This is a genomic window from Pseudomonas sp. 22515 (genome assembly GCF_052044625.1).
Taxonomy (GTDB): Bacteria; Pseudomonadota; Gammaproteobacteria; order Pseudomonadales; family Pseudomonadaceae; genus Aquipseudomonas; species Aquipseudomonas alloputida.
In genome coordinates, this window is the sequence record NZ_JBQENN010000020.1 from 45,034 (window position 1) to 71,807 (window position 26,774).

A 26,774-nucleotide genomic window follows, 5' to 3' on the forward strand; every position below is an offset into this window, starting at 1 on the left:
CCCCTTCGCCGCACAAAACCGCTCCTCATCTGACCATTACCCGAGGCAACCATGGACGCGCCTGCTCAAAGCTCTGCAACGCCGCTCAGGCTGACAGACATCCTTCACCCGGTGATTGCCGGACTCGTTTCGGTGATCGTCAACTACGGCGGCACGTTCATCCTGGTGTTCCAGGCGGCCAAAGTGGCCGGGCTGAGCCCGGAGCTGACGTCATCGTGGGTCTGGGCGGTGTCGATCGGCGTCGGCCTCAGCGGCCTGGCATTGTCCTGGTACAGCCGCGAGCCGGTCATCACAGCCTGGTCCACGCCAGCCGCCGCGTTCCTGGTCACCGCCCTGGCCAGCGTGCCCTACAGCGAGGCCATAGGTGCCTACCTGCTGTCGGCCGCCGGCTTCGTGGTGCTGGGGCTGAGCGGGTGCTTCGAGCGCCTGGTGCGCGTCGTGCCCGGCGGCATTGCCGCCGGCCTGCTGGCCGGCATCCTGCTGCAGTTTGGCATCGGTGCCTTTGCCAGCCTGTCGGTCGACCCCACCCTCGCCGGGCTGCTGATTGCAGCCTATGTGGCCTTCAAACGCTTCACCGCCCGTTACGCCGTGGTCGCCATATTGCTGCTGGGCCTGGGCTACCTGTTGCTGCAGGGGCAAGTGGGCCTGACGACGTTGCGGCTGGAATTCGCCTCACCGGTTTTCACCGCGCCCACCTTCTCCCTCAACGCGGCCCTCAGCGTGGCCCTGCCCTTGTTCCTGATCACCCTCACCGGCCAGTACATGCCCGGCATGCTGGTGCTGCGCAACGATGGTTTCAAGACCAGCGCCAACCCGATTGTCGCCGTCACCGGCATCGGCTCGTTGCTGATGGCGCCCTTCGGTTCACACGCGTTCAACATCGCTGCCATCACCGCGGCCATCTGCACCGGCAAGGAAGCCCATGAAAACCCGGACAAGCGCTGGGTGGCGGGCATCGCTGCCGGTGTCTGCTACATCCTCGTCGGGGTGTTCGGGGTCACGCTGGCGAGTGTCTTCATGGCCCTGCCGGGCACCTTTATCACCACCCTGGCGGGCCTTGCCCTGCTGGGCACCATCGGTGCCAGCCTGGCCAGCGCCCTGGCCGATGCCCGTTCACGCGAATCAGCACTGATCACCTTCCTGGCGGCGGCGGCCAACATCAGCCTGTTGGGCATTGGCGGGGCTTTCTGGGGCCTGGTCATTGGTCTGCTGGCCCATGTTGTGCTGAACGGTCGCTTGCCCGGTTTGCGCGGCGCCTCCCGCTAAACGAGCTTTCCACCACCTTGCCGTGCGCCAGGGGCGCACGCTGTTCAACAGGTATCGACATGCCCCACGCTGGCCCCAAGCTGCTGACCCAAATTGCTGCCGTGCACTTCGTCAGCCATGTGCACATCATGCTGATCCCGGCGCTACTGCCCGTGCTGCCCGGCCTGCTGGGCGTAGGCTTCGTAGAGCTGGGCGTAGCCCTGGCGGTGTTCAACATCGTCTCCGCGCTGGTACAGGCCCCGCTGGGTTATGCCGTCGATCACTATGGCGCACGTAAAGTGCTCAAGGCGGGGCTGTTGCTGGGCAGCCTCAGTTTCGCGCTACTGGCGGCCAGCCCCGGGTATGCGGTATTGCTGGTGGCGATGGCCATGGCTGGCCTGGCCAATGGTGTGTACCACCCGGCCGACTATGCGCTGCTGGCCAACGGCATCGAGCCCGCACGCCTGGGGCGGTCGTTCTCTATTCATACCTTTGCCGGTTTCCTCGGTTCAGCCGTTACCCCAGCCGTATTTCTCGGCATCGCCGCGGCGCTCGGCACGCGGGCAGCCCTGGCGGCGGGCGCGGTATTCGGGGTAGCCGCGCTACTGCTGATATCGATACCAGGCAGTGGCGTTTACCGGGTCGCCAGGCCTGCCAACAAACAAGACACAGGCCCGGCCGCAGCAACAGGCCGCGTACGTTTGTTCACCCCCATGATCGGCGTGCTGACGGTGCTGTTCATCCTGCTCAACCTGAGCACCAGTGCCATCGAGAAGTTCTCCGTAGCCGCCCTGGTCCAGGGCCAAGGCCTGACACTGGCCTGGGCCAACGCCGCGCTCACCGCTTTCCTGCTGAGCAGCGCAGCCGGCGTGCTGTGCGGAGGCGCTTTGGCCGACCGTACCCGGCGCCATGGCCTGGTGGCGGCGCTGGCCTTCGCGCTGGCGGCTGCGCTGACCGCTCTGGTGGCACTGGGGCTGCTGCAGGGCTGGGCATTGGTGGTCGTACTGGGCGCCATTGGCTTGCTCACGGGGGTCATCGCCCCATCAAGGGACATGCTGGTCAAGGCAGCGGCGCCACCCGGGGCCGAGGGCAAAACCTTCGGCCTGGTGTCGACCGGGTTCAACATCGGTGGCGCCATCGGGCCGGTAGCGTTCGGCTGGATGCTCGATCAGCGCCTGCCCAACGGGATCTTCATCGCATCGGTGGTGTTCATGTTGCTGACGGTGCTGCTGACCCTGGCACAGGAGACGTATTCAGCCAGAAGGCGCGCGACTGAACAGCTGGCGCGCGCCCTGTAGGCCCGGTGCAGCATTGCCAGGCCAGGGTCAGTCATTCATTGCGCCGGGTTGGCATGCATCACTCGCCCGCCTGCCCCCGGCCGATTGACGAACAGCACATCCAGAACACTGTTGCGCAAACCCTTCAGTGCATTCCAGTTCGCTGACGCATGCATGTATCTGTCGCGCAACAGCCGCTGTTCTTCCTCGCTCAACCCCGCCTGGCCAGTTTCCCCCAAGGCAAAGGCATGCAGTTTTCGGCTGATGCCCGACAACTCATCCGGCAGCCAATGCTCTGCCTGCGCGCCCAACGGCGCAAACGGCACACCCGCGCGCACCGCCAACGCCCGCATCACGCTCAAGTACACCCGGGACAAGTGCCCCGCCACTTGCCGCTCCCGGTACACCGCCACATAGACCTGCTTTTGCGCCTCGTCCCGATGCCCACCGGCAATCGGCTCCTCCCAGGTCATCACGCGCGGCCTGGGTTCGCCCATATCGGCAAACGCCGAAGCCAGCAAGGCGCTCACCTTGGCATGGACGCGGCACTGCTCGACACGCATGCCTGCGGGCACCCGCTGGGACTGAGGTTTACACAGCAGCACCTGCTCCAGGGTGGTTTCCGGGTAACCACCTCCAATGTTCGAGTGCACACCCGGCAGCACGATATCGTGGCCACTGCGTACCAGCGGGAAGTTATGCCGCCGCTCGTCCTCGGCCACCAGTTGCACCACGTGCCGGGCAATACCCGCACCCAGGCCCAGGCGCAGGCCACCGTGGCGGCCGTCTGCAGGGTCGAAGTCACCCTGTAAGGGCGCGATGATCGCCGCCACGGTGTCGAACAGGCCGATAAAGTTGATCGAGGTTTCGCACGCCACCGATAACAGCCCGCCCGCGTCCTCGTGCAGCAGGTTGGCCAGATGCCGCACCGCCGCCGCACCCCGGCTGAAACCGAAAAGATCGAACTCGACCCCTTCCAGCGTTGCCTGCGGATGCGCCCGGCGCCACGCCTGCAGTTGCTCGGCCATCGCCTGCAACGCCTCGGCAACCCGCGCCTCGGCCCCCGTGCGCCCATGCCCGGTGGCCGAGGCGTAGACATGGTCAGCTTCACCCGCCAGCGTGCCCACGCCTTCCACATAGTGCTTCAAGAACGCCTGCGGCCCGTCGGCATGGGCCGCATCAGTCGGATACAACGCATGCAACAGGGCCACATTGCTCAAGGCGTTGCCATAGCTGCCGCCCTTGTCGCCCTGCTCACCCATCGTCATGGCATTGTGCTGGTTGTTACCGGTGCCATCGAAGAACACGCCAAAACGCAAGGTGATCGGCGTAAGGTTTGGCGTGCTGGCGCTGGTCATTTTCATCATCGTGCCTCCTGCTTGTCCGAAAAGCACAAGCAGGCGCCAGCACGCCGTCACGGAACATCAGGCAATGGCCAGCCATACGTGGGACATTTCTTTGCCCGCATGCCCGGCTGCAACGATAAATTTACCCGCCGCCATTGGTGGTCGCCCCCCCGGATAGATTAAAGTATCCCCCCTTGCCAAGGCTGCTGCCTCACGCCGCCTCAGGCCCCTACCAGGAACCGTCGCCGATGGAACACCGTGAAGCGCTGATCGCGCTGCGCACTTTTCTTTCTACCCAGATCCTAGGCCAGGAGAAACTGGTCGAACGGCTGTTGATCGTGCTGCTGGCCGACGGCCACATGCTGGTCGAAGGGGCACCGGGCCTGGCCAAGACCAAAGCCATCAAAGAACTCGCAGAAGGCATCGAAGCGCAGTTCCATCGCATCCAGTTCACCCCCGACCTGCTCCCGGCCGACATCACCGGCACGGAGATTTACCGCCCGGAAACCGGCAGCTTCGTGTTCCAGCAGGGGCCTATCTTCCATAACCTGGTGCTGGCCGACGAAATCAACCGCGCACCGGCCAAGGTGCAGTCGGCGCTGCTCGAAGCCATGGCCGAGCGCCAGGTCAGCGTGGGCCGCAGCACCTATGACCTGTCGCCGCTGTTTCTGGTCATGGCCACACAGAACCCGATCGAGCAGGAAGGCACCTACCCGCTGCCCGAAGCCCAGCTCGACCGCTTCTTGATGCATGTAAAAATCGGCTTCCCCGACGCCGCCGTAGAGCGGCGTATCCTGGCGCAGGCCCGGGGTGAAGCCCTCGGCGGCGAGACCAAGCCTGAGCGCCGGGTCAGCCAGCAGGCCATCTTCGCCGCGCGCAAGGAAATCCTTGGCCTGTACATGGCCGACGCAGTGGAGGAATACCTGGTGCAGCTGGTCATGGCCACCCGTACCCCGGCCAAGTTCGACACCGAGCTGGCCGACTGGATCGCCTACGGCGCCAGCCCGCGCGGCTCCATCTCGCTGGACCGCTGCGCGCGTGCCCATGCCTGGCTGGCCGGGCGCGACTTCGTCAGCCCCGAAGACATCCAGGCCGTGCTGTTCGACGTCCTGCGCCACCGCATCATCCTCTCGTTCGAGGCCGAGGCGGCAGGGATCGACCAGGACCGCGTGGTCCAGCGCATCCTCGACGTCGTCGCCGTTGCCTGACCCCATGCCCACTGCGCAGCTGGCCGAACACGGCATCCGCATTGGCCTTGCCGAGCTGATCGACATGCGCCACCGCGTGCGCGAAATCCAGCTGTTTTCCAAGCCCGGCCAGCGCAGCCCGCTGGTCGGCCTGCACCATTCCAGGCTGCGCGGGCGCGGCGTGGACTTCGACCAGGTGCGCGTTTACCAGGCCGGCGATGATGTGCGCAACATCGACTGGCGTGTCACTGCGCGTACCCAGGAGCCGCACACCAAGCTGTTCCACGAAGAACGCGAGCGGCCGATCTTCATCCTCGTCGAACAAAGCCAACGGCTTTTCTTCGGCTCAGGGCTGATGTTCAAGTCCGTGCTGGCGGCCCAGGCTGCGGCGCTGTTCGGCTGGGCAGCGCTGGGCCACAACGACCGCATCGGCGGCCTGGTGTTCGGCGACAACGAACACCACGAGATCAAGCCCCGACGCAGCAAACAGAGCCTGCTGCAACTGCTCAACCGCTTGGCAAAGGTCAACCAGTCACTGCACACCGAAGCCATACCCGGGGCCGACAGCCTCGGCCTGGCCCTGCGCCGCGCCCGCGAAGTGCTGCGCCCCGGCAGCCTGGCCATCGTGATCTGCGATGAGCGCTCGCTCAGCGCCCAGGTAGAACAGCACCTGGCCATGCTCTCAAGGCATTGCGACCTGCTGTTGCTGCCGGTATCCGACCCACTCGACCACGCGTTGCCCGCCGCCGGCCTGCTGCGCTTCGCCCAGCGCAGCGCCCAGCTGGAGCTCGACACCCTCGACGCCAACCTGCGCCAGGCCTACCGCCAGCAGGCCGAGGCCCGCATCGAGCGCTGGGAGCTGATGGCGCAAAAGCTGAGGGTGGTCCTGATGCCACTGAGCACGCAAAGCGAAATGATCGAGCAACTGCGCGAGTACCTGAACGCCCAGCGGCCCCGGAGCGCGTCATGAACCCGCTCGACCAGTTGCACCCACTGATTGCCCCGGCACCGGTCAGCCTGTGGCCACCCGCACCAGGCTGGTGGCTGCTGCTGGCCGTCCTGCCACTCCTGGGCTGGGGCCTGTGGCGGCTGCGCCGCTGGCGCCCGGGCAAACGCCGCATCGTGCGCGCCGAACAACCCCTGGACCCGGTACGCCTGGAGGCCTTGGCCGAGCTGGCCCGCCTGCCACGCCCGTATGACGGCGCCCCGGCCGGCGCCTGGCTGCAACAGATCAACGCCCTGCTCAAACGCCTGTGCCGCAACCACTACCCAGGCGCCAACAGCCACACCCTCAACGGCCGCCAGTGGCTGGCCTTTCTGGATAACCGCTGCCCGGCCGCCGGCCTGACCCGCTGGATGGTACTGGTAGAAGGCGCCTATAAACCCGAGTGCAAGCTCGATGACAAGGCCATCGCCGGGCTCAGCCAAGCCGTCGAAACCTGGATCCGCAAGCATGTTTGAACTGGCCTGGCCGTGGGTCTTTGCCCTGTTGCCGTTGCCATGGCTGGCGCGCCTGCTGCTGCCCGCCGCCGACAGCGGTGAACCGGTGCTCAAGGTGGGCTTCCTCAGCGAGCTGGAAGGCCTGGCCGGGCGCCGCGCACGGCTCAACCTGCCCACCTGGCGCCAGCAGGCACCGTTCGTCGTCATCTGGCTGTTGCTGCTGTGCGCCGCCGCTCGCCCGCAATGGCTGGGCGAACCGGTGCCGATCGCCGCCAGCGGCCGCGACCTGCTGGTGGCGGTGGACGTGTCCGGGTCGATGGACTTCCCCGACATGCAGTGGAAGAACGAGGACATCAGCCGCCTCGACCTGGTCAAGGCGCTGATGGGCGACTTCCTGCAAGACCGTGAAGGCGACCGTGTGGGCCTGATCCTGTTCGGCAGCCAGGCCTACCTGCAGGCGCCGCTCACCTTTGACCGGCGCACCGTGCGCACCTTCCTCATCGAGGCGCAGATCGGCATCGCCGGCAAGAACACCGCCATCGGCGACGCCATTGGCCTGGCGGTCAAACGGCTGCGCGAACGCCCGGCACAAAGCCGGGTGCTGGTGCTGATCACGGACGGTGCCAACAACGGCGGGCAGATTCACCCGCTGACAGCCGCCCGCCTGGCGGCCCAGGAAGGCGTGCGCATCTACACCATCGGTATCGGCGCCAACCCCGAAGCCAGTGGCACACCAGGCCTGCTCGGCCTCAACCCGAGCCTGGACCTGGACGAAGCCGCGCTCAAGGAAATTGCCGACATCACCCACGGCGCCTACTTCCGCGCCCATGACGGCGCCGAACTGGACGCTATCGGCGATACCCTCGACCAACTGGAGCCCGTGGCCCAGCAACCGACCCAGGCACGCACAGCCCAGGCCCTGTACGCCTGGCCCCTGGCGCTGGCGCTGCTGCTCAGCGTGCTGCTGGTGGTAGCCGTGCAGTGGCCTGACAACCTGTTGCAGCGCCTGCTGCGCAAGCCGCGCTTCCTGCAGCCGCACCCGGAATGGCGCCAGCGCTTGAAGCGCCTGCGTTTAAGGAGGCGGCGATGATCGACTTGTGGCCCCAATGGCTGCGCCCGCTCTGGCTGCTGGCGGTTCCCGTGCTCGGCTGGCTGCTGTACAAGCTGTGGCACCGGCGCAAGCGTGCCGGGCGCTGGCAGATGATTCTGCCGCCCGCCTTCCATGGTGTACTGCTGGGTGGCGGCAGCGGCAGCACCAGCAAACTGCCGTGGGTGGCGCTGGGCCTCGCCTGGTTACTGGTGATCCTGGCGCTGCTCGGGCCCAGCTGGCAGCGGCTGGAAGAAAGCCGTCAGCGCCCGGCCGACCCCCTGGTGATCCTGCTCGAACTGACCCCGCAAATGCTCGCCGAGGACAGCCCGCCCAACCGCCTGGAACAGGCCCGGCGCAAGATCCTCGACCTGCTTGAACACCGCCGCGACAGCCAGACGGCGCTGGTGGTGTATGCCGGCTCCGCGCACACCCTGGTGCCGCTGTCTGACGACCTGGCCACCACCCGCAACTTGCTCGAGGCCATCGACCCGTCGATCATGCCAAAACCCGGCCAGCGTGCCGACCTGGCCGTGCAAAAAGGCCTGGCGCTGCTGGCCCAGAGCGGCCTCGGCCAAGGCCGCCTGCTGCTGGTAGGCTCGGCACTCAGCGCCGCCGAGCGCCAGGGCATCACCCAGGCCCTCGGCCGCCAGGGCCCAAGCCTGCTGATGCTGGGCATCGGCAGCCGCGAAGGCGCCCCGGTGCGCCAGGCCAATGGCGAATACCTTAAAGACGACCAGGGCGGCATCCTCTTGCCTCGCCTGGACAGTGCCAGCCTGAAGGGTTTTATCAGCGGCACGGGCGGGCGCTACCGGCACGCCCGCATTGACGACCTCGACCTGCGTGGCCTGGGCCTGTTCGACAACCCGCGGAGCGGGCGCAATGACGGCCAGACCCTGCAACTGGACAGCTGGGCCGACCAAGGTTACTGGCTGCTGATTCCGTTGTTGCTGCTGGCCGCCTGCGCTGGCCGGCGCGGCTGGCTGTTCTGCCTGCCGCTGCTGCTGGCCTTGCCGCAGCCTAGCCAGGCTTTCGAGTTCAACGACCTGTGGCTGCGCCCCGACCAGCAAGGCCAGAAGCTGCTGGAGCAAAACCGCCCGGCCAGCGCTGCACGTCACTTCCAGAACCCGCAATGGCGCGGCATGGCCCTGTACCAGGCCGGCGACTATGCCGGGGCCGCCGAGGCATTTTCCCAAGGCGACACTGCAGCAGCCCACTACAATCGAGGCAATGCCCTGGCCCATAGTGGCGAGCTGGACGCCGCCCTGGATGCCTACGAGCAAGCCCTGGAGCGCCAGCCCGACCTGCAGGCCGCGCTGGACAACCAGGCGCTGGTGCAGCAACTGCTGCAGCAACGTGAAGCCAAGGCCGAGGAACAACCGCCCGGCAGCGATGCCCAAGACACGCCCGGCAGCGAAACCGAAGGCAACAGCAGCTCGGCCAGCAGCCCGGCCCAAGGCACACCCGGCGACGACCAACAGGCCAGCCCCGAACAACCCGGCGAAAGCAGCAGCAACAGCCAGGCCGCACCCGGCAACCAGGCCGGGGGCGACGACAGTGTCATCCAGCCACCACAGCGCCCGGTGTCGACCAGCCTCGACGGCGAACAGCGCCAAGCCCTGGAGCAATGGCTGCGGGAAATCCCCGACAACCCGGCAGAGCTGCTGCGACGCAAATTCTGGTATGAACAGCAATTGCATCAGGAAAAATCACGATGAGTCGCTTCGGCGTCTTTCTCCTCACCCTGCTCTGGGCCGTGCTGGCCCAGGCCGAGCCGCTGCTGCAGGCCAGCGTCGACCGCACCCGCCTGGAAGCGGGCGAAAGCCTGGAACTGACCCTGGAAAGCCAGGACGTCACCCAGTTCGGCAAGCCCGACCTGCGCGCCCTGGAAGGTGACTTCGAAGTCCGCGGTACGCGCCAGTTGAATAGCCTGCACACCCTGGACGGCGAAACCCGCGCCAGCACCCGCTGGATCATCACCCTGCTGCCACGGCGCAGCGGTAGCCTGCGCATCCCCGAGCTGCGGCTGGGCCAGTCACACAGCCAGGCCATCGAATTGCAAGTGCTGCAGGCCGATGCCAGCCGCCAGGACAACGCTCAGGTCTTCATCGAAGCGACCCTCGACAGCCATGACGTCTATGTCCAGGCCCAAGCCGTGCTGACCCTACGCATCTACCACTCGGTAGCGCTGTACGACGACAGCAGCCTCAGCCCACTGCAACTGGAGAACGCCAAGGTCGAGCCGCTGGGCGAGTCGCGCACGTATGAAAAGGAAATCAATGGTGTGCGTCATGGCGTGATCGAAACCCGCTATGCGGTGTATGCCCAGCAAAGCGGCACCCTCGACATCCCGCCACTGACGTTCACCGCCACGGCAGCCGCCAGCAGCGACGAAGCAGCACAGGCCAATGGCACGGCCCGCGCCGGCCACCAGGTGCAAGTCAGCTCGCTGCCCTTGCGCCTCACGGTACGGCCGATTCCGGCAGCCTGGCCGGCTGGCTTGCCGTGGTTGCCCGCCAGCAGCCTGACCCTGGAAGAGCACTGGAGCCCCGACCCCAGCAGCCAGCAGGTACAGATTGGCGACTCGCTGACGCGCAACATCACCTTGCGTGCCGAAGGCTTGTCCAGCACCCAACTGCCGCCGCTGCCGGCCACAGAAATCATCGGCCTGCGCCGCTACCCTGACCAGCCGATGCTGCGCAACGAAATCAGCGAACGGGGCATGACCGCCAACCGCGAAGAGCGCGAGGCCCTGGTGCCGACTCACAGCGGCACGCTGGCCTTGCCGGCGCTGGAAGTGGCCTGGTGGAACACCCGCGAAGACCACCTGGAGCACAGCAGCCTGCCGGCGCGCACGCTGAACGTGCTGGACAACCCGGCACTGAGCGCCGACACCCCGGTGGGCGACAACAGCAGCGCCAGCACCCTGCTGTGGCCCTGGCAGCTGTCCACACTGGTGTTCGCCCTGACCACTGTGCTTGGCTTTGCCCTGTGGTGGCGCGCCCGTTCGCGGCCAGCGGTGCTGCGCACGGCACAGAACGGGCCAAGCCCACGCACCTTGCTGGACGACATCAAGCGCGCATGCCAGGCCAACGACCCCCAGGCTACGCGCCAGGCACTGGATGCCTGGGCCCGGCAGCAACCCGAAACCCTGGCCGAGATGGCGGCGCGCTTCGTGCCGTTGTCGGATGCGCTGGATGGTTTGAACGGGGCGTTGTACAGCGAGAGCGGGCAGTATTGGCAGGGGGAGGATTTGTGGCGGGCGATTGGTACCATTCCGCCAGCTGAGCAGGTGTTGCTGCCGGCGGGCGAGAACGGCAGCTTGCCGCCGCTCTATCCCAAGTGATGCGCAGTGGCTGCTTGCGAATTTTCAGCTCATGGCCGCCCCTGACAATACTTGCCGAACGTACCAGCCGAGTCAGATGAACCGCTGCCCCTCGAACGGGTTCCAGCTCTGCTGCCCTTTGGCCTGCTTCAGGTAATAGGCCCGGTTGGTCAGGAAGCTGTACAGAAACGCAAATCCCATGCTGATACCGTTATCCAGAGGACGCGGGATTTCGCTGCCCGTCGCCACCTCATAGACGCTCAGCAGCAGCCCGATGCCGATGATGATGGCCAGCATGACCAGGTTCTTCTTCCACAGCCCCAGCACGAACCAATAGATCGGGCCGAAGAAAAAGGCTATGAAATTGTTGTTGATCAGCAACTTCTTCCCGAATGGCAAGGCGCGGAATGCGGCTTTGTATGACTCGGAGGTGGGGGCGCCGTACTGATCGAAGAAGGCGAAACGCTCCCGCCATTTTGGCTTGAGGTTATCCGGGGAAGATTGGGTCTGAGGGATGCCTTCCATTGGTGACTCCTGTGATTGTCGTCCGTGGGTTTCGAATAGCCGTGATCATGGCCGTTTCGGAGGGTAGATCAGCCTACTTTTGAGGGCAAGCTTGATCCCTGGTACAAAGCGAGAGCCAGCTCACAGAACGTTCAAGGCGGAAGTGGCCGAGCGTGTGCTCGCTGCTTTGCCGCGACACGTCTTGTGGGGCAAACCGAGATGAGCGACACCCTGCTATCAATGTCAGCTTTTCATGGAACCAACGTGGCAACCCGCGTCAACGCCTGGAGTCGCAGGACGCTACCGCGATAAGCCAATGCCATCCATGAACAAGGGGTTTGATGCGCGGGCTTGCCTGCAGGACAACCAGCACCGTACGCCGATGAGATCAAGCGCTGAACTTTCGGGCCGCACAGCGCCCCCGTGCTTGGGTTAACATACCGCCCTTGCGCAACACCCATCACCCAAGCCAAGCCCTCGCTTGCTCGACTCGACACCAACAGGTCATCCATGCGTCTGTTTCATACCTCCGACTGGCACCTGGGCCAAAGCCTGCACGGCCAGGAACGCGACTTCGAACACGCCTGCTTCCTCGACTGGCTGCTCGGCCAGCTGCGCCTGCGCCAGCCGGATGCGCTGCTGATTGCGGGCGACATCTTCGACACCGTCAACCCACCCGTCAAAGCCCAGGAACGCCTCTACGACTTCATCGTCCAGGCCCATGAGCAACAGCCCAAGCTGGACATTGTGATGATCGCCGGCAACCACGACTCCGGTTCGCGCATCGAGCTGCCCGCCGCACTCATGCGCCGCCTGCGCACCCATGCGTTGGGCCGTGTGCACTGGCTGGACGAGGGCCAGCTGGATGCCGAGCGCCTGCTGATCCCTCTGACCAACGGCCGGGGCAAGGTCGCTGCCTGGTGCCTGGCCCTGCCCTTCCTGCGGCCGGCCGAAGTCACCGGCCCGCAGCTGGGTGACGATTACCTGCAAGGCATCACCCAGGTGCACCAGCAACTGATCGCCGCCGCCCTGAAGAAACGCAAGAAAGACCAGGCGCTGATCGCCATCAGCCACGCGCACATGGCCGGTGGCGCGGTGTCGGAAGACTCCGAACGCAGCCTGATCATCGGCAACGCCGAGGCGCTGCCGGCCAAGCTGTTCGACAAGGCTATCAGCTACGTCGCCCTGGGCCATCTGCACAAACCGCAGAAGGTCAACCGCGAAGAACGTATCCGCTACAGCGGCTCGCCAATCCCGCTGTCGTTCGCCGAAATCAACTACCCGCACCAGGTCCTGGAAGTGGAGCTGGACGGCAACGGCCTGGTCAGCGTCGAGCCACGCCCCGTACCACGCGCCGTGGCCCTGCAACGGGTGGGCCCGGCACCGCTGGGCGAGCTGTTGCAGCAACTGGCTGACCTGCCCGTGGTCGACCTGCTTGAAGACCCCAACCGCCAGCCCTGGCTGGAGGTGCGGGTGATGCTCGACGAGCCGCAACCCGACCTGCGCCAGCAGATCGAAACCGCGCTTGAAGGCAAGGCGGTACGGCTGATCCGCATCAGCGCCGAGTACGCCGGCCGCAACAACGCCGAGGACGATGACCTGGCCTTTGTCGAACTGGCCCAGATGACCCCGCAAGACCTGTTCAGCCGCGCCTGGGAGCAAGCCTACGGCAACCCCGCCGACGAGCAGGCGCTGGCCGACTTCGCCCTGCTGTTGCAGGACGTGCAGCAGGAAGAGGAACAGCCATGAAGATTCTCGCCATCCGCCTGAAGAACCTGGCATCGCTGGCCGGCCCGATCGACATCGATTTCACCGCAGAACCGTTGGCCAGCGCTGGCCTGTTCGCTATCACCGGGCCTACCGGTGCTGGCAAGAGCACCTTGCTTGACGCCCTGTGCCTGGCGCTGTTCGGCACCGTGCCGCGCCTCAATGCCATTGGCCGTGAGGCCAAGGTGCCGGACGCCGACGGCGACATCCCCACCTCCGACCCGCGCAACTTGCTGCGCCGTGGCACCGGCAGCGGGTTTGCCGAGGTCGATTTCGTCGGCATCGACGGCCGCCGCTACCGCGCCCGCTGGGAAGCCAACCGCGCCCGCGACAAGGCCAACGGCAAACTGCAGCACAGCCGTCAAAGCTTCTACGACCTCGACAGCGAGCAAGTGCTCGGCAGTGGCAAGAACGAATACAAGCAACTGGTCGAAGCCCGTCTGGGCCTGAACTTCGAACAGTTCACCCGTGCGGTGATGCTGGCCCAGAGCGAGTTCGGCGCGTTCCTCAAGGCCGACGACAAAGACCGCAGCGAGTTGCTGGAAAAGCTCACCAACACCGAGATCTACACCCGCCTGGGCCAGCGTGCCTTCAGCAAGGCGCGCGAAGCCGGCGAGGCGCACAACGCCCTGAAAGAGCGCGCCAGCCACCTGCTGCCGATGGCTGCCGAGGCCCGTGCCGAGCTCGACAAGCGCCTGGAGCAGGCGCAGCAGCAGTTCAAGGCCGACCAGGCCGGCGAGCGCCAGCTGGAGCAGCAACGCAACTGGCTGAATGAACAATGCCAGCTACAGGCCCAACACACCGAAGCCAGCACCACGCTGCAGGCCGCCGAACTGGACTGGCAACAGCTGGCCGAACCACGCCTGGACCTGGCACGCCTGGAGCGCCTGGCCCCACAGCGTCACCAGTTCCACCGCCGACAGGCCCTGAGCGCACAGCTGGCGCCAGTGGCCGCGAAAATGGCCGAACAGCAGCAGCAGCAAGCCGAACTGCAGGTGCGCACCCGCGAGCTCGAACAGGCGCTGGACACTGCGCGCCAAGCGCTTGCCGACCGCCAGGCCCAGCACAGCGAGAACGCGCCGCGCCTGCGCCAGGCCTTTGCCGCCCAGGACAGTCTGGCACGCCTGGACCAGGAGCTGGCCGCCCAGCGCAGCATCAGCCAACAGGCGCAACAACAGGTCGCTGACGGCCAGCAGCAACTGCAGCAGCTGGAAGACAACCAGCAGCGCAGCGTGCAGCAACTGGCGCAGATCGACACCGCGCTTGCCGACAGCCAGCACTTGGCGGGCCTGGCCAATGCCTGGCACGCCTACCTGCCGCAACTGAAACAGGTGATGCTGATCGGTGGCCGCCTGACCAAGGGCCGAGAAGAGCTACCCGGCTTGCAGGCCCAGGCCAGCCAGGCCAATGCGCACCTGCAGGCCGAGCGCGACGCCTACGACCTGTTGTTCCGTGAAGCCAAGGCCGAACCCCAGGCCCTGGCCGAACAGATCGACCTGCTCGGCGGCATGCTGCAGGACAACCGCAAACAGCAGCGCGCCGTAGAAGAAATGTCACGCCTGCACGGCCGGGAACAGGAGCTGCGCCAGCAGCTGGATGCCCTGCGCGAACGGCAGCAGCAGGCCATGCTGCAACGCCAGCAACTGATTACCGAAGGCACCGCCGCCAAGGCCGAGCTGGAGGCCGCCGAGCAGGCGTTGATCCTCACCCGTCAACTGCTGGAACGGCAACGCCTGGCACGCAACACCAGCGTCGAAGAACTGCGTGACCAACTGCGTGACGGCGAACCCTGCCCGGTCTGTGGCAGCGCCGAACACCCCTTCCATCAGCCTGAAGCGCTGCTGCAGAGCTTGGGTCGCCATGACCAGGCCGAAGAGCACGCCGCGCAGAAGCAGGTCGAAACGCTCAACAACACGCTGGTGGAGCTGCGTACCCAGCTGGGTGTGGTCAATGCCCAGCTCAAGGACTTCCAGCAGCAACAGCAGCAACTGGGCGAACAGTTGCAACCGCTGGTGGCTCAGGTACAGGCACACAGCCTATGGCCAGCCCTCGCCCCGCAGGACGACAAGGCCCGTAGCACCTGGCTCGACAGCCAGCTGCGTCGCCTGGATGAAGAAATCAGCCAGGACGAGAAACGCCAGAGCGCCCTGCTGGCCCTGCAAAAAGACGCCGCCCGCCTGAACCAGCAATTGCAGGCGGCCCACGACGCCCAGCAACAGGCCCAGCGCCATCTGGAGCAACAGCACCAGGCCCTGGCCAACGACGAACAGCTGTTGCAGCAAGGCCTGAACGACCTGGCCGGCGTACTGCCAGAGGAAGCGCTCAAGGCCCTCAACGACGACCCGTCCAATGCCTTCCTCGCCCTCGACCAGCAGATTGCCCAGCGCCTGCAGCAACTGGAACAGCGCAAGGACGAACAGGAAGAACAGCAAGCCCGGCAAGCCCAGCTGGACAAACTGCGCGATCAGCAACAGGCGCGCGTGCAAGGCCTGCAACAGTTGCAACACACGCTCGCGGCCCTCGACGAACAGCGCCAGCAGGCCCAGACGTCGCTCGGCGAGCTGCTAGGCGAACATGCCAGTGCCGAAGCCTGGCAGCAGCATATGGAAGCCACGCTGGAACAAGCCCGCGCCCTCGATGCCGACACCGCCCAGCGCCTGCAAGATCTGCGCACCCAAGGCGTGCAACTGGCCAGCGAGCTCAAGGCCAATACCCAGCAACAACAGGCACTGGATGCCGAATGCCAACAGTTGCAGGCCCAGATCGCCCAGTGGCGCAGCGAGCATCCGGAACTGGACGATGCCGGCCTCGATCGCCTGCTGGCCATGGATGACGCGCAAGTCAATGAATTGCGCCAGCGTTTGCAAGGCGCGGAAAAAGCCATCGAGCAGGGCCGCGTGCTGCTGCAGGAACGTGAGCAGCGCCTGCAACAACACGCCGCACAAATGACCGTGGACACCTCGGCCGAAGCCTTGGAACACGCCCTGACCGAGCTGCGCGGGCGGCTGGTCAACCATGAGCAGCAGTGCGCCGAATTGCGTGCACAACAGGCCGACGATCAGCGCCGCCAGCAGGCCCACCAGGCGCTGGCGGCAGAAATCGAACAGGCCCACCAGCAGTGGCAACGCTGGGCCCGCCTCAATGCCCTGATCGGTTCGGCCTCCGGTGATGTGTTCCGCAAGATCGCCCAAGGCTACAACCTTGATCTGCTGCTGCACCACGCCAACGCCCAGCTACGTCAGCTGGCCCGTCGCTACCGCCTCAAGCGCGGCGGCAGCGCCCTTGGCCTGCTGGTGCTGGACACCGAGATGGGCGACGAACTGCGTTCGGTGCACTCGTTGTCGGGCGGGGAAACCTTCCTGGTGTCGCTGGCCCTGGCGCTGGGCCTGGCGTCGATGGCGTCCAGCACCTTGCGTATCGAGTCGCTGTTCATCGACGAAGGCTTCGGCAGCCTCGACCCCGAGTCGCTGCAACTGGCAATGGACGCCCTCGACGGCTTGCAAGCCCAGGGCCGCAAAGTGGCGGTGATTTCCCACGTACAGGAAATGCACGAGCGCATCCCGGTGCAGATCCAGGTGCGGCGCCAGGGTAATGGCCTCAGTGACGTGGAGGTGTGCGGGTGATCCTCTACTCGTTCCGCCGCTGCCCATGGGCCATGCGTGCGCGCCTGGCCCTGCGCTATGCCGGCTGCGAGGTGGAAATTTGCGAGGTGGCGATGAAGAACAAGCCGGCAGAGCTGCTGGCCTTGTCGCCCAAGGGCACGGTACCGGTGCTGGATACCGGTGCCGAGGTACTGGAAGAGAGCCTGGACATCATGCGCTGGGCGCTGACGCAAAACGACCCGCAGGATTGGCGGCTACAGGCCAACCCTGCGGCTGCGCAGCAGGCTGAAACGCTGATTGCGCGCAATGACACCACGTTCAAGGCGCACGTGAACCTGTACAAGTATGCCGAACGTTACCCGGAGCATTCCCGCGAGCATTACCGCCAGCAGGCCGAGGCCTGGCTGGCGGAGCTCGAAGGCTTGCTGGTGGGGCGGGCTTACCTGCTGGCCGACCACCCGAGCATGGCCGATGCCGCGTTGCTGCCCCTGATGCGCCAGTTTGCCGGGGTCGAACCGCAGTGGTTCGCCGAGGCGGCTTATCCGCGTGTGCGGAGCTGGCTGGAGGGGTGGCTGGCTTCGGAACTGTTCAGGTCAGTGATGGCCAAATGAATTCACGCGATACCTTGTAGGAGCGGCCTTGTGTCACGACGCAGGCCGCTCCTACAGGACACCGCACAAGGCTCAGTGGTGGTGCTTGCCACTCAGGGCCGCATGGAAATTGGCGCTCTGGCGCAGGTACTGCTCGGTGTAGCTGTGGGTGGCAGAAGCCTTGCTGCTGTCGGCATGGGCATGCGCTGGCAGTACGACCGATGCGGAAATGGCGGATGCGGCAATAACCGGGAAGAGATTGAAGTTCATCTGGGCTGACCTCGACGGCGGTGGTTTGACGGTGGCCCTTTTGGGCCTTGGGTCAAACTTACGCCGCCGAGGCCGCACGCAAAAATTCATTGCGGCAGTACCGATTATCACGCTGATCGATATCACTCGATGAACTTGAGGTCCGAGGGCGCATCCTGCTTCAGCGTCTGCACCGTCTCCAGCAGCTTGCCACTGCGCGGATCGCGACGTATCACCACGATCTGGTTGCTCTTCTGGTTGGCCACCAGCAGGAAGTTGTCACTCGGGTCCAGGGCAAACTCCCGAGGGTGATCGCCTTCCACCGGGCGACGCTGCAGGAACGTCAACTGGCCGTCCTGCTTGCCCACGCTGAACGCCACAATTTCATTGGCCGTGCCACGGTTGCTCACGTACAGGAAGCGCCCGTCCGCCGACAGGTGCAAGCCACCTGCCGCCTTCGCTGCGGCCTCCTGGCGCTCGGTCAGGGGTAAGCGCTGGCGTTCAACCAGGTTGCCGTCCTGCACATCGAACATCACCACCTCGGCGTTCATTTCCAGGGTGAGGTAGGCGTGCCGGCCCTTGGCGTCGAACAGCAAGTGACGCGGGCCGCTGCCCGGCGGCAAGGCCACGGACGCAGGTATCGCCGCTGTCAGCGGGTGGTCCGCACTGGCACCGTCGTAGCGGTAGATGAACACCTTGTCGGCACCCAGGTCGCTGGCATACAGGTGCTGGCCATCCGGCGACAGCACCAGCGAATGCACGTGGGCACCGGCCTGGCGCTCAGGGTTGACCCCGCTCGCCTTATGCCGGGCCTGTTGCACCACGGGCTTGAGCGTGCCGTCCTTGGCCACCGGGATCACCACCAGGCTGCCACCGGGGTCGGGGTTGACCGCGTAGTTGGCCACAAACAGGTAGCGCTGGTCACGGCTGAGGCTGGCGTGGGTGGGCTCGTCGCCCAGGGTGACCACTTGGTTGAGCGGCTTGATTTCGCCGTTGCTGCTGATGCTGAAACTGCTGGCATGGCCTTGCGGGGTCTCATTCACCGCGAACAGCTGACGCTGGTCGGCCGACAGCACCAGCCACGAAGGGCTGACGCTTTTCACCACCTGCAGGGGCGTGGGGCCGATTTGGCCGGCCTTGTCGTCGAAATGGTAGCGGTAGATACCCTGGCTGGCGCCATCGGTGTAGCTGCCCACCAGCAAGGTGGCGGCGTGGGCAGAGATTGTCAGGCTCATCAGGCTAGCGGTCAGCAGGCTCGTCCAGGTCCGGTTCATCTTGGTCATCATCCGGGGCACGAAAGGCACTCATACAGACTAGCCGATGCTCGCCGTTGGCATCGTTGAGTTGCCATTCATCGCCGGAGGCGATAGCGGCGGCGACTTGTTCGGGGGTGAAGGACCAGCGGCGAAGCTGGCGGCCGTCCATGCATTCGACGGTGAGACCGGATGCGTCGGCGGTGAAATCGAAGGCATGCAGGCCGTCAATCAGGAGCATGTCGCAGGACTGCAGGGCGGTGGCGAGGGGGGACATGGGGGTACCTGTGGAAGATGTGGCGGCATTATAACCCTGGTGCTGCTTTGCAGCCCAATCGCGACACAAGGCTGCCTCCACACGGGAACGCGAACCTAGTGGAGGAGCGGCCTTGTGTCGCGATTGGGCCGCAATGCGGCCCCCTTGCGATTCAATGGGCGAAAATCGAGCCCCCCTCCTTGCCCACCATCTTCTCCGGCTTGATCAGGAACCGTGCCAGCGCCGGCAGCAGCCACAGTGCGCCAAACATGTTCCACAGCAGCATGAAGGTCAGCATCAGCCCCATATCAGCCTGGAACTTGATTGCCGAGAAGATCCAGGTGCACACGCCGATGGCCAGGCACAAGCCAGTGAACAACACGGCTTTACCCGTCGAGCGCAGGGTCTGGTAATAGGCCTCCTGCAACGGCAGCCCCGCACGCAGGAAGCTTTCCAGGCGGCTGTAGATATAGATGCCATAGTCCACGCCAATGCCCACCCCCAACGCCACCACCGGCAAGGTCGCCACCTTCACCCCGATGCCCATGTAGGCCATCAGCGCGTTGCCCAGCACCGAGGTCAGCACCAGGGGCAGCACGATGCACAGCGTGGCGGCGAACGAGCGGAAGGTGATCAGGCACATCACTGCCACGCAGATGTACACCAGGATCAGGATGGTCAGCTCGGCCGACTTGATCACTTCGTTGGTCGCTGCCTCGATACCGGCGTTGCCCGCCGCCAGCAGGAACTGCAGGCCTTCCTTGTCATGGCTGTCGGCAAACGCCTTGGCCACGGCGGTGACGCGCTCCAGCGTTTCAGCCTTGTGGTCATTGAGGAACACCAGCACGGGTGCCAATGAGCAGTCGCCGTTGTAAAGGCCGTCAGCCCGGGCGATGGAGTTGTTGAGGATGTCCGGGTTACGCGACAGGGTTTCCCATTTCAGGCTGCCCTCGTTCATGCCCTTGATAACCTGTTTGGAAACGGTGACCAAGGAAATCGCCGACTGCACGCCAGGGGTGTTTTCCATGGTCCACATCAGCTCGTCGATCGGCGCCATGGTCGAATGGACCGAGCACTTCTCCGACGGTGTCTTGACCATGATCACCAGCACATCGGAACTGGTCGAGTAGTTGCTGATGATGAAGTTGTTGTCCTGGTTGTAGCGCGAGTCGGGGCGCAGCTCCGGTGCGCCCTGGTCGAGGTCGCCGATCTTCAGGTTCTGGCTGTACCACAGGCCACCGCCGAAGGCGAGCAGCGCCAGCACCACCGACACCGGCGCCACCTTGGCACTGGCGAAATTCGACAACAGGCGCCAGAACGGGTGCTCGCGGGTCGCGTCTTTCTTGCTGCGCTCGATGGCCTTCTTGCTGATGCCAACGTAGGAGATGGCCACCGGCAGCAGGATCAGGTTGGTGAACACGATCACTGCCACGCCGATGGAAGCGCCAATGGCCAGTTCGCGAATCACCCCGATGTCGATGATCAGCAGGGTAATGAAGCCCACCGCGTCGGCAAGGATGGCGATCATTCCCGGCAGGAACAACTGACGGAATGTGCGCCGGGCAGCGGTAAGGGCGTTGTCGGCGTCACTCGACTGCAGGGCGATGCCGTTGATCTTCTGCACCCCGTGGGAAATGCCGATGGCGAAGATCAGGAACGGCACCAGCATCGAGTACGGGTCCAGGCCAAAGCCCACCGCATGCATCAGCCCCAGTTGCCAGACCACCGCCACCAGCGTGGTAATGAGCACGGCGACAGTGCTGCGGATGCACCAGGTGAACCAGTACAACAACACCCAGGTGATCACCAGGGCGACGCCGAAGAACATCGCCACCATCACCAGGCCATCGATCAGGTCACCGACCTTCTTGGCAAAGCCGACAATGTGGATTTTTACATTGGGGTTCTGCGCCTGGAACTTGTCACGGATCTTCTCTTCCAGCAGGTGAGAGAACTGCTGGTAGTCCAGCTTCACCTGTTTGCCCGGGTCCTGCGGGTCGGGGTAGCTCTCCAGCAGCGGCACGTCGACGATGCTGGACTTGAAGTTGTTGCCTACCAGACGCCCCACCTGGCCTGACTTGAGCACGTTGTCGCGCAGGGTATCGAGGCTGTCCTGCGACCCGTTGTAGGTGTTAGGGATGACCTCGCCACCGGAAAACCCCTCTTCGGTGACCTCGCTCCAGCGCACGCTGGGGCTCCACAGTGACTTCAGCCCGGCCCGATCGACACCCGGGATGTAGAACACTTCGTCATGGATCTGACGCAGGGTCTCCATGTAGTCCTTGTCGAAGATGTCACCGTTCACCGCCTCCACCGAGATGCGCACGGTGTTGCCGAGGTTGGCCAGGTCGTTGCGGTGCTCCATCATCTGCTCGATGAACGGATGCTGCAGCGGGATCATCTTCTCGAAGCTGGTGGAGGGGCGAATCTGCGTGGCCTGCCAGAACAGGAAAATGCTGACCAGCACGCACAGGGCGATGACCACTGGGCGGTTGTTGAAGATCAGGCGTTCGAGCAGCGTGGCTTTATCCTGGTGATGCGGGTGCATGGCAATGCTCTCCCTGCTGGTCATGGGCGCACCTCCCGGGCCGCCTGATCAGCCCCTTCGGCGCTGGCCAGGTGCACACCCCCCTGCCCCACCAGCAGCAGGCCGCCGTTGGCCAGGCCACTGACGCCGGCCAGGGCCAGGCGGTCGGCACGGTTGTACACGCTGAAGGTCTGGCCGTCGTCCGTGCTGCGCAGCACGCTGCCACCATTGCCGACCAGCACCAGGCTGCCATCATCGACAAGCGTAGCGCCTGCCAGGCCGAACTCCAGGGTACCGCGCGCGGCCTTGAGTTCGATCGGCTGCCAGCTGTCACCGAAGTCGCTGGAGCGGAACAGGTTGCCGCGAAGGCCGTAGGCCAGCAGGGTCTGCGGCCTGGCGGTGCCGATCACGCCGAACAATGAGCCCTCGTAGGGGCCCTGGACCTTGGCCCAGGTCTGGCCGTTGTCGGTGGAGCGGAACATGCCGCCCTGCTCACCCACGATGAACAGGCCGGCATCGCGCACGTGGGCGATACCGTTCAGGTGCACCTGGTCCGGGTTGTCCAGCCGCTCGGCCACATCCTGCCAGTGCTGCCCACCATCGGTGGTTTCCAGCAAGGCACCATAGGCCCCCACGGCAAAGCCGTGCTGAGCGTCAAGGAAGGAGACATCGAGCAAGGGCGCTTCACGGGCGAGGTCTTCGAACTGCTTGCTCCAGGTGGCGCCGCCGTCGCTGCTGGCGAGGATCTGCGCGTCATGGCCGACGGCCCAGCCACGCTTGTCGTCGAGGAAAAACACGGCAGTGAGCAATTGCCGGGTGGGTACCCGGGCCTGGGTCCAGGTACTGCCTTGGTCGTCGGAGAACAGAATGTGGCCGCGATCACCCACCACCACCAGGCGCTTGCCGGCATGGGTGGCGTCGATCAACAGGCTTTGGCTGGCCTTGGCCGATTCGGTGGAGTATTCGTCGGCGGCCGCGGCCTGGGCGCTGTCTGCCCACACCCCCAATGCCAATGCCAGCATCGCGCTGGCTGCCCATGGCCAGGCACCACGCCTGGCTGGCGTACGTAACTGTTCCCTCATGACTGCCCCCTTGTTGTGTTCTTTTTGGTGGGTCAATGCATTGCAGGCTTTGCAAAAAGCCTGATCTAGAGGCCTGCAATCGCTTGAGGGGATCGTAGCGGGGATGTTTGCGGGAAGACAACGGGCGGGGTGTTATGTTTTGTTGTCGGCCGGGGAAAGCCGGGGCCGCTGGGCGGCCCTTCGCGGGTAAACCCGCTCCTACAAGGTTACGCCCCCCTGTAGGAGCGGGTTCACCCGCGAAGGGCTGCAAAGCAGCCCCAATTCACAAGAATTACGCCAGACTCTTGCTCACAACCTCATACACATCACTGGACAACTCACCCGAAGCCAGAATGCGCTCCAGCTCACCCTTCATCAGCGCCTGACGCGCATCGTCATACTTGCGCCAGCGTGTCAGCGGAGCCAGTTGCCGCGATGCAATCTGCGGATTCAGCGCATTCAGCTCGATCACCAGGTCCGCCAGGAAGCGATACCCGGAGCCATCGGCAGCATGGAAGTTGACCAGGTTCTGCCCGGCAAAGGCACCGATCAGCGCACGCACCTTGTTCGGGTTCTTCAGGGTGAAGGCCGGGTGTTGCATCAATGCCTTGACCCGCGCCAGCCCACCCGGCAGCGTGCTGGCCGCCTGCACGCTGAACCATTGGTCCATGACCAACGGGTTGTCCTTGAAGTGCTCGGCAAACGCCGCCAGCGCTTTGGCGCGCTCGGCCTCGAACGGCGAGTTGACCAGTACCGCCAGCGCGGTAAGGCGCTCGGTCATGTTGTCGCAGTGCTCGAACTGCTCCAGGGTCGCCTCCAGCACCTGTTGCTTACCACTCTGCATCAGGTACGACAGGGCGATGTTCTGCAGGCTGCGGCGGGCAAAGTGCTCGGCCGAGGCCACATAGGCAGTGCTGCGCGACACTTCACGGTTGGCCTGGTAACGCGCCCACAGGGCGTCGAACAGGTGTTCGGCGATCTGCTGGCGTGCGAACTCACGGGCGGCGTGGATGGCGTCGACGTCGGCCACCTGGCTGATCTCGGTAAGGTACGCCTCACCTGGCAGCGAGAGCATTTCGGCCACCATGGCAGGGTCCAGCGATTCGTTGCCCAGCACAGTGCCCAGGGCGGTGATCAGGCGCTGGTCGAGCTTCAGGGCTTCACCGCGTTGATGCTGGCCGATCAGTTCCTGCAGTACCTGCACCGACAGCTGCTGGCCCGCTTCCCAGCGGTTGAAGCCGTCGCTGTCGTGCTGCATCAGGAACATCAGCTGGTCGCGGTCATACGGGAAACTCAGCTTCACCGGGGCGCTGAAGCCACGCAGCAGCGATGGCAGCGGCTTGGCCTGAATGCCCTGGAAGGTGAAGGTTTGCTCGGCCTCGGTCACCGACAGCACGCGGCTGGTCCCTTGAGCGGCGTCTTCGCCCGCCAACTGCAGCGGCAGGTCATTGCCGGCGGCATCCAGCAGGCCGAGTTCCACTGGGATCACGAACGGCAGTTTCTCGGCCTTGTCCGGGGTCTGCGGGCAGCTCTGGCGGAACGTCAGGCTGTAGGTCTGCGCGGCGGCGTCATACGCCTCGCTGACCTCCAGACGCGGGGTACCCGCCTGGCTGTACCAGCGCTTGAACTGGGTAAAGTCGACGCCGTTGGCGTCTTCCATGGCCTTGATGAAGTCGTCGGTGGTTACCGCCTGGCCATCGTGACGTTCAAAGTACAGGTCACTGCCTTTACGGAAGCCTTCGGTACCCAACAGGGTACGGACCATGCGCACCACTTCGGCGCCCTTCTCGTAGACGGTCAGGGTGTAGAAGTTGGAGATTTCGATGAAGCTGTCCGGGCGCACCGGGTGGGCCATGGGGCCGGCGTCTTCGGCGAACTGGTGGGTGCGCAGGTAGGCGACGTCTTCGATGCGCTTGACCGTGCGCGAGTTCATGTCGGCACTGAACTCGGCATCGCGGAACACCGTGAAGCCTTCCTTCAGCGACAGCTGGAACCAGTCACGGCAGGTGACACGGTTGCCCGACCAGTTGTGGAAGTACTCGTGAGCGACCACCCCTTCGACGCGCTGGTGCGCAGCATCGGTGGCGGTTTCGGCGCGGGCCAGCACACAGCTGGAGTTGAAGATGTTCAGGCCCTTGTTTTCCATGGCGCCCATGTTGAAGTCATTGACCGCAACAATCATGAAGATGTCCAGGTCGTACTCGCGGCCATAGACTTCTTCGTCCCAGCGCATGGACTTTTTCAGGCTGACCATGGCGTGGTCGCACTTGTCGATGTTTTCGGGCTCGACGTAGATGCGCAGGGTCACATCACGGCCGGACTGGCGGGTGAAGCTGTCTTCAACGCACCACAGGTCACCGGCGACCAAGGCGAACAGGTAGGCCGGCTTCATGAACGGGTCTTCCCAGGTCGCCCAGTGGCGGCCGTCTTCGGCCGGCCCGCTGCCGATCGGGTTGCCGTTCGACAGCAAGACCGGGTAGCGATGCTGCTCGGCGATGACCGTGGTGGTGAAGGTGCTCATCACGTCCGGGCGGTCGAGGTAGTAGGTGATCTTGCGGAAGCCCTCGGCCTCGCACTGGGTGCAGAACATCTTGCCCGACTTGTACAGGCCTTCCAGGGCGGTGTTGCTTTCCGGGTGGATCTTCACGCTGGTGTCGAGGGTGAAACGCTCGGCCTTGGGCTGAATGGTCAGGCTGTCGGCGTCGAGCCGGTAGTCGCCTGGCTGCAATTCCTGGTCATCCAGGGAGGCGCGCAGCAGTTCCAGCTGCTGGCCATCGAGTTCCAGTGGCGGCAGGCCGGCACCGCGTGCCGGGTTGCGGCGCATGACCAGTTGCGCGTGAACCAGCGTGTGGTCCTCGAACAGCTCGAAGGTCAGGTGCGTCTCGTCGATCAGGTACTCCGGCGCCTGGTAATCCTTGAGGTAGATCACTTGCGGTTGTTCGGTACGCATGTGCAGGTCCTTTTTACTGGAGCACGGCCAACTGGTAGGCCGTGTACTTGCGAATATTGATCACACCGGTGTCGAAGATCAGGTACTGGCCCTTGATGCCCAGCAGCGTGCCCTCGGCCACCGGGTCCTTGTCGAGGTTGAAGCTGACAATCTTCTTCGGGTACGCCTCGACCGGGTAGTTCATCTGCACCACTTCGGCGTCCGGCAGCGGCTGGATCGCCTGCAGGCCAAAGCGCCCCTGCAGTTCGCGCAGGCCGTCGGCGCAGGCTTCGAAGACCTGCTCCCGGATGGCCGGCAGGTCGAGCACCTCGGCATCGCCCTTGAGCAGCGCGCGCCAGTTGGTACGGTCCGGCACCTGGCTGCGCAGCACGTCTTCAACCAGGCCCGATTGCTGCCGGGTGGCCACGCGCATGATCGGCAACGCCTGGCTGGCGCCCTGGTCGAGCCAGCGGGTGGGCAGCTGGGTGGCACGGGTGATGCCGACCTTGATCCCCGACGAATTGGCCAGGTAGACGACGTGGTCGGTCATGCAGAACTGTTCGCCCCACGACGGCTCCCGGCAGGTGCCGGCGTCGTAGTGGCATTTTTCCGGGGCCATGATGCACACATCGCACTGGGCCAGCTTGGTCATGCACGGGTAGCAGTAACCCTGGCTGAAGCTGGTCTTGGTGCGCTTGCCGCAATGGCTGCAATGAATGGCGCCGAGGTATTCCAGGCGCAGGCGCTGACCGATCATGGGGTTGACCGGCACCTGCGTGTCATCCAGGCGGAAGCTGTACTGCACCACCGGTGCCTGCAGGCTTACGGCCATCTTGCTCAACGAGCCACGTGCGAGTTCGATCAATGTACCGAGTCCGACTTGAACAGAATGTTGGCGATGGGCGCGGACTTCGACGCGCACTCCTGCGGGCCCATGTAGCCGGTGCGCTGGTCTTCAGGCAGGTTCTTCATCTCCCAGGCGATGACCGCCTGCAGCGACAGCTCTTTCTGCTCGGCGGTGAGCTTGCGGCCATCGGACCATTTGCCGATTTCCACGGCCAGTTTCAGGCTCTGGTAGATTTCCGGGGTAATGTTTTCAATCATTTGCGCGAAAGTGGACATAGTGTCT

At 64.7% G+C, this 26,774-nt stretch carries 21 protein-coding genes; 11 read left to right on the plus strand and 10 right to left on the minus strand.

Annotation, left to right across the window (positions count from 1 at the left end):
- Positions 1-51: 51 nt before the first annotated feature.
- Together ACTJJN_RS18725 and ACTJJN_RS18730 are read left to right on the plus strand one after the other, a co-directional pair.
- Positions 52-1,266, plus strand: coding sequence for a benzoate/H(+) symporter BenE family transporter (locus tag ACTJJN_RS18725; protein WP_012053227.1), 1,215 nt, complete (start codon positions 52-54; stop codon positions 1,264-1,266).
- 59 nt (positions 1,267-1,325) lie between these two features.
- On the plus strand, positions 1,326-2,543 hold the full coding sequence (locus tag ACTJJN_RS18730) for an MFS transporter (protein ID WP_440781507.1): 1,218 nt from the start codon (positions 1,326-1,328) through the stop codon (positions 2,541-2,543).
- 35 nt (positions 2,544-2,578) lie between these two features.
- Here ACTJJN_RS18730 and ACTJJN_RS18735 read toward each other — a convergent pair whose 3' ends face one another.
- Positions 2,579-3,889, minus strand: coding sequence for a phospholipase effector Tle1 domain-containing protein (locus ACTJJN_RS18735; protein WP_440781508.1), 1,311 nt, complete (start codon positions 3,887-3,889; stop codon positions 2,579-2,581).
- Between the two features lie 227 nt (positions 3,890-4,116).
- Here ACTJJN_RS18735 and ACTJJN_RS18740 point away from each other — a divergent pair, with 227 nt between their 5' ends.
- Genes ACTJJN_RS18740 through ACTJJN_RS18765 form a run of 6 tightly spaced genes read left to right on the plus strand, consistent with a single transcriptional unit; the run spans position 4,117 to position 10,928 of the window.
- A complete protein-coding gene (locus tag ACTJJN_RS18740; RefSeq protein WP_003247242.1) occupies positions 4,117-5,076 on the plus strand; it encodes an AAA family ATPase in 960 nt (319 codons plus the stop codon).
- Between the two features lie 4 nt (positions 5,077-5,080).
- A complete protein-coding gene (locus ACTJJN_RS18745) occupies positions 5,081-6,025 on the plus strand; it encodes a DUF58 domain-containing protein (protein WP_004577431.1) in 945 nt (314 codons plus the stop codon).
- Entirely contained in the window at positions 6,022-6,516 is a 495-nt protein-coding gene (locus ACTJJN_RS18750; RefSeq protein WP_003247240.1) for a DUF4381 domain-containing protein, read from the plus strand. Before ACTJJN_RS18745 ends, ACTJJN_RS18750 begins: the two co-directional genes overlap by 4 nt.
- Entirely contained in the window at positions 6,509-7,585 is a 1,077-nt protein-coding gene (locus ACTJJN_RS18755) for a vWA domain-containing protein (protein ID WP_012053232.1), read from the plus strand. The genes ACTJJN_RS18750 and ACTJJN_RS18755 overlap by 8 nt, the downstream gene beginning before the upstream one ends.
- A complete protein-coding gene (locus tag ACTJJN_RS18760; RefSeq protein ID WP_003247238.1) occupies positions 7,582-9,300 on the plus strand; it encodes a tetratricopeptide repeat protein in 1,719 nt (572 codons plus the stop codon). The genes ACTJJN_RS18755 and ACTJJN_RS18760 overlap by 4 nt, the downstream gene beginning before the upstream one ends.
- On the plus strand, positions 9,297-10,928 hold the full coding sequence (locus tag ACTJJN_RS18765; RefSeq protein ID WP_014754011.1) for a BatD family protein: 1,632 nt from the start codon (positions 9,297-9,299) through the stop codon (positions 10,926-10,928). The genes ACTJJN_RS18760 and ACTJJN_RS18765 overlap by 4 nt, the downstream gene beginning before the upstream one ends.
- Positions 10,929-11,000: 72 nt before the next feature.
- On the opposite strand, the gene ACTJJN_RS18770 is transcribed toward ACTJJN_RS18765, so the two are convergent.
- Positions 11,001-11,432 carry a DUF2628 domain-containing protein gene (locus ACTJJN_RS18770; protein WP_003247236.1) on the minus strand — a complete coding sequence of 144 codons (432 nt, stop codon included), beginning with the start codon at positions 11,430-11,432 and terminating at the stop codon, positions 11,001-11,003.
- 489 nt (positions 11,433-11,921) lie between these two features.
- Between ACTJJN_RS18770 and ACTJJN_RS18775 the strand changes: the two genes are divergently transcribed.
- From ACTJJN_RS18775 to ACTJJN_RS18785, 3 genes are read left to right on the plus strand one after another with little or no spacing between them, the layout of a single operon-like run.
- The gene (locus ACTJJN_RS18775; protein WP_003247235.1) at positions 11,922-13,160 is read left to right on the plus strand and encodes an exonuclease SbcCD subunit D C-terminal domain-containing protein; all 1,239 of its coding nucleotides are present in this window, start codon (positions 11,922-11,924) and stop codon (positions 13,158-13,160) included.
- Positions 13,157-16,801 carry an AAA family ATPase gene (locus ACTJJN_RS18780; RefSeq protein WP_440781509.1) on the plus strand — a complete coding sequence of 1,215 codons (3,645 nt, stop codon included), beginning with the start codon at positions 13,157-13,159 and terminating at the stop codon, positions 16,799-16,801. The genes ACTJJN_RS18775 and ACTJJN_RS18780 overlap by 4 nt, the downstream gene beginning before the upstream one ends.
- Complete coding sequence (locus ACTJJN_RS18785; RefSeq protein ID WP_003247233.1) at positions 16,798-17,391, plus strand: glutathione S-transferase; 594 nt, start codon at positions 16,798-16,800, stop codon at positions 17,389-17,391. Before ACTJJN_RS18780 ends, ACTJJN_RS18785 begins: the two co-directional genes overlap by 4 nt.
- 72 nt (positions 17,392-17,463) lie before the next feature.
- Here ACTJJN_RS18785 and ACTJJN_RS18790 read toward each other — a convergent pair whose 3' ends face one another.
- The 8 genes from ACTJJN_RS18790 to ACTJJN_RS18825 form a co-directional block, all read right to left on the minus strand.
- Positions 17,464-17,640 (minus strand): hypothetical protein, encoded by a 177-nt coding sequence (locus tag ACTJJN_RS18790; RefSeq protein ID WP_003247232.1) that lies wholly within the window; start codon positions 17,638-17,640, stop codon positions 17,464-17,466.
- A 122-nt stretch (positions 17,641-17,762) separates the two neighbouring features.
- Positions 17,763-18,893 carry a lactonase family protein gene (locus ACTJJN_RS18795; protein WP_440781510.1) on the minus strand — a complete coding sequence of 377 codons (1,131 nt, stop codon included), beginning with the start codon at positions 18,891-18,893 and terminating at the stop codon, positions 17,763-17,765.
- A complete protein-coding gene (locus ACTJJN_RS18800; RefSeq protein WP_003247229.1) occupies positions 18,859-19,149 on the minus strand; it encodes a DUF5629 family protein in 291 nt (96 codons plus the stop codon). The genes ACTJJN_RS18795 and ACTJJN_RS18800 overlap by 35 nt, the downstream gene beginning before the upstream one ends.
- Before the next feature lie 151 nt (positions 19,150-19,300).
- On the minus strand, positions 19,301-21,700 hold the full coding sequence (locus ACTJJN_RS18805; protein WP_180689488.1) for an efflux RND transporter permease subunit: 2,400 nt from the start codon (positions 21,698-21,700) through the stop codon (positions 19,301-19,303).
- Complete coding sequence (locus ACTJJN_RS18810; RefSeq protein WP_440781511.1) at positions 21,697-22,737, minus strand: WD40/YVTN/BNR-like repeat-containing protein; 1,041 nt, start codon at positions 22,735-22,737, stop codon at positions 21,697-21,699. Before ACTJJN_RS18810 ends, ACTJJN_RS18805 begins: the two co-directional genes overlap by 4 nt.
- A gap of 271 nt (positions 22,738-23,008) precedes the next feature.
- Positions 23,009-25,666, minus strand: a complete 2,658-nt coding sequence (gene pepN / locus ACTJJN_RS18815) for an aminopeptidase N (RefSeq protein WP_047604543.1) — start codon at positions 25,664-25,666, stop codon at positions 23,009-23,011.
- 13 nt (positions 25,667-25,679) lie between these two features.
- On the minus strand, positions 25,680-26,510 hold the full coding sequence (locus ACTJJN_RS18820; protein ID WP_003247225.1) for a DUF2797 domain-containing protein: 831 nt from the start codon (positions 26,508-26,510) through the stop codon (positions 25,680-25,682).
- Positions 26,507-26,767 (minus strand): YeaC family protein, encoded by a 261-nt coding sequence (locus ACTJJN_RS18825; protein WP_003247224.1) that lies wholly within the window; start codon positions 26,765-26,767, stop codon positions 26,507-26,509. Before ACTJJN_RS18825 ends, ACTJJN_RS18820 begins: the two co-directional genes overlap by 4 nt.
- Positions 26,768-26,774 lie beyond the last annotated feature (7 nt).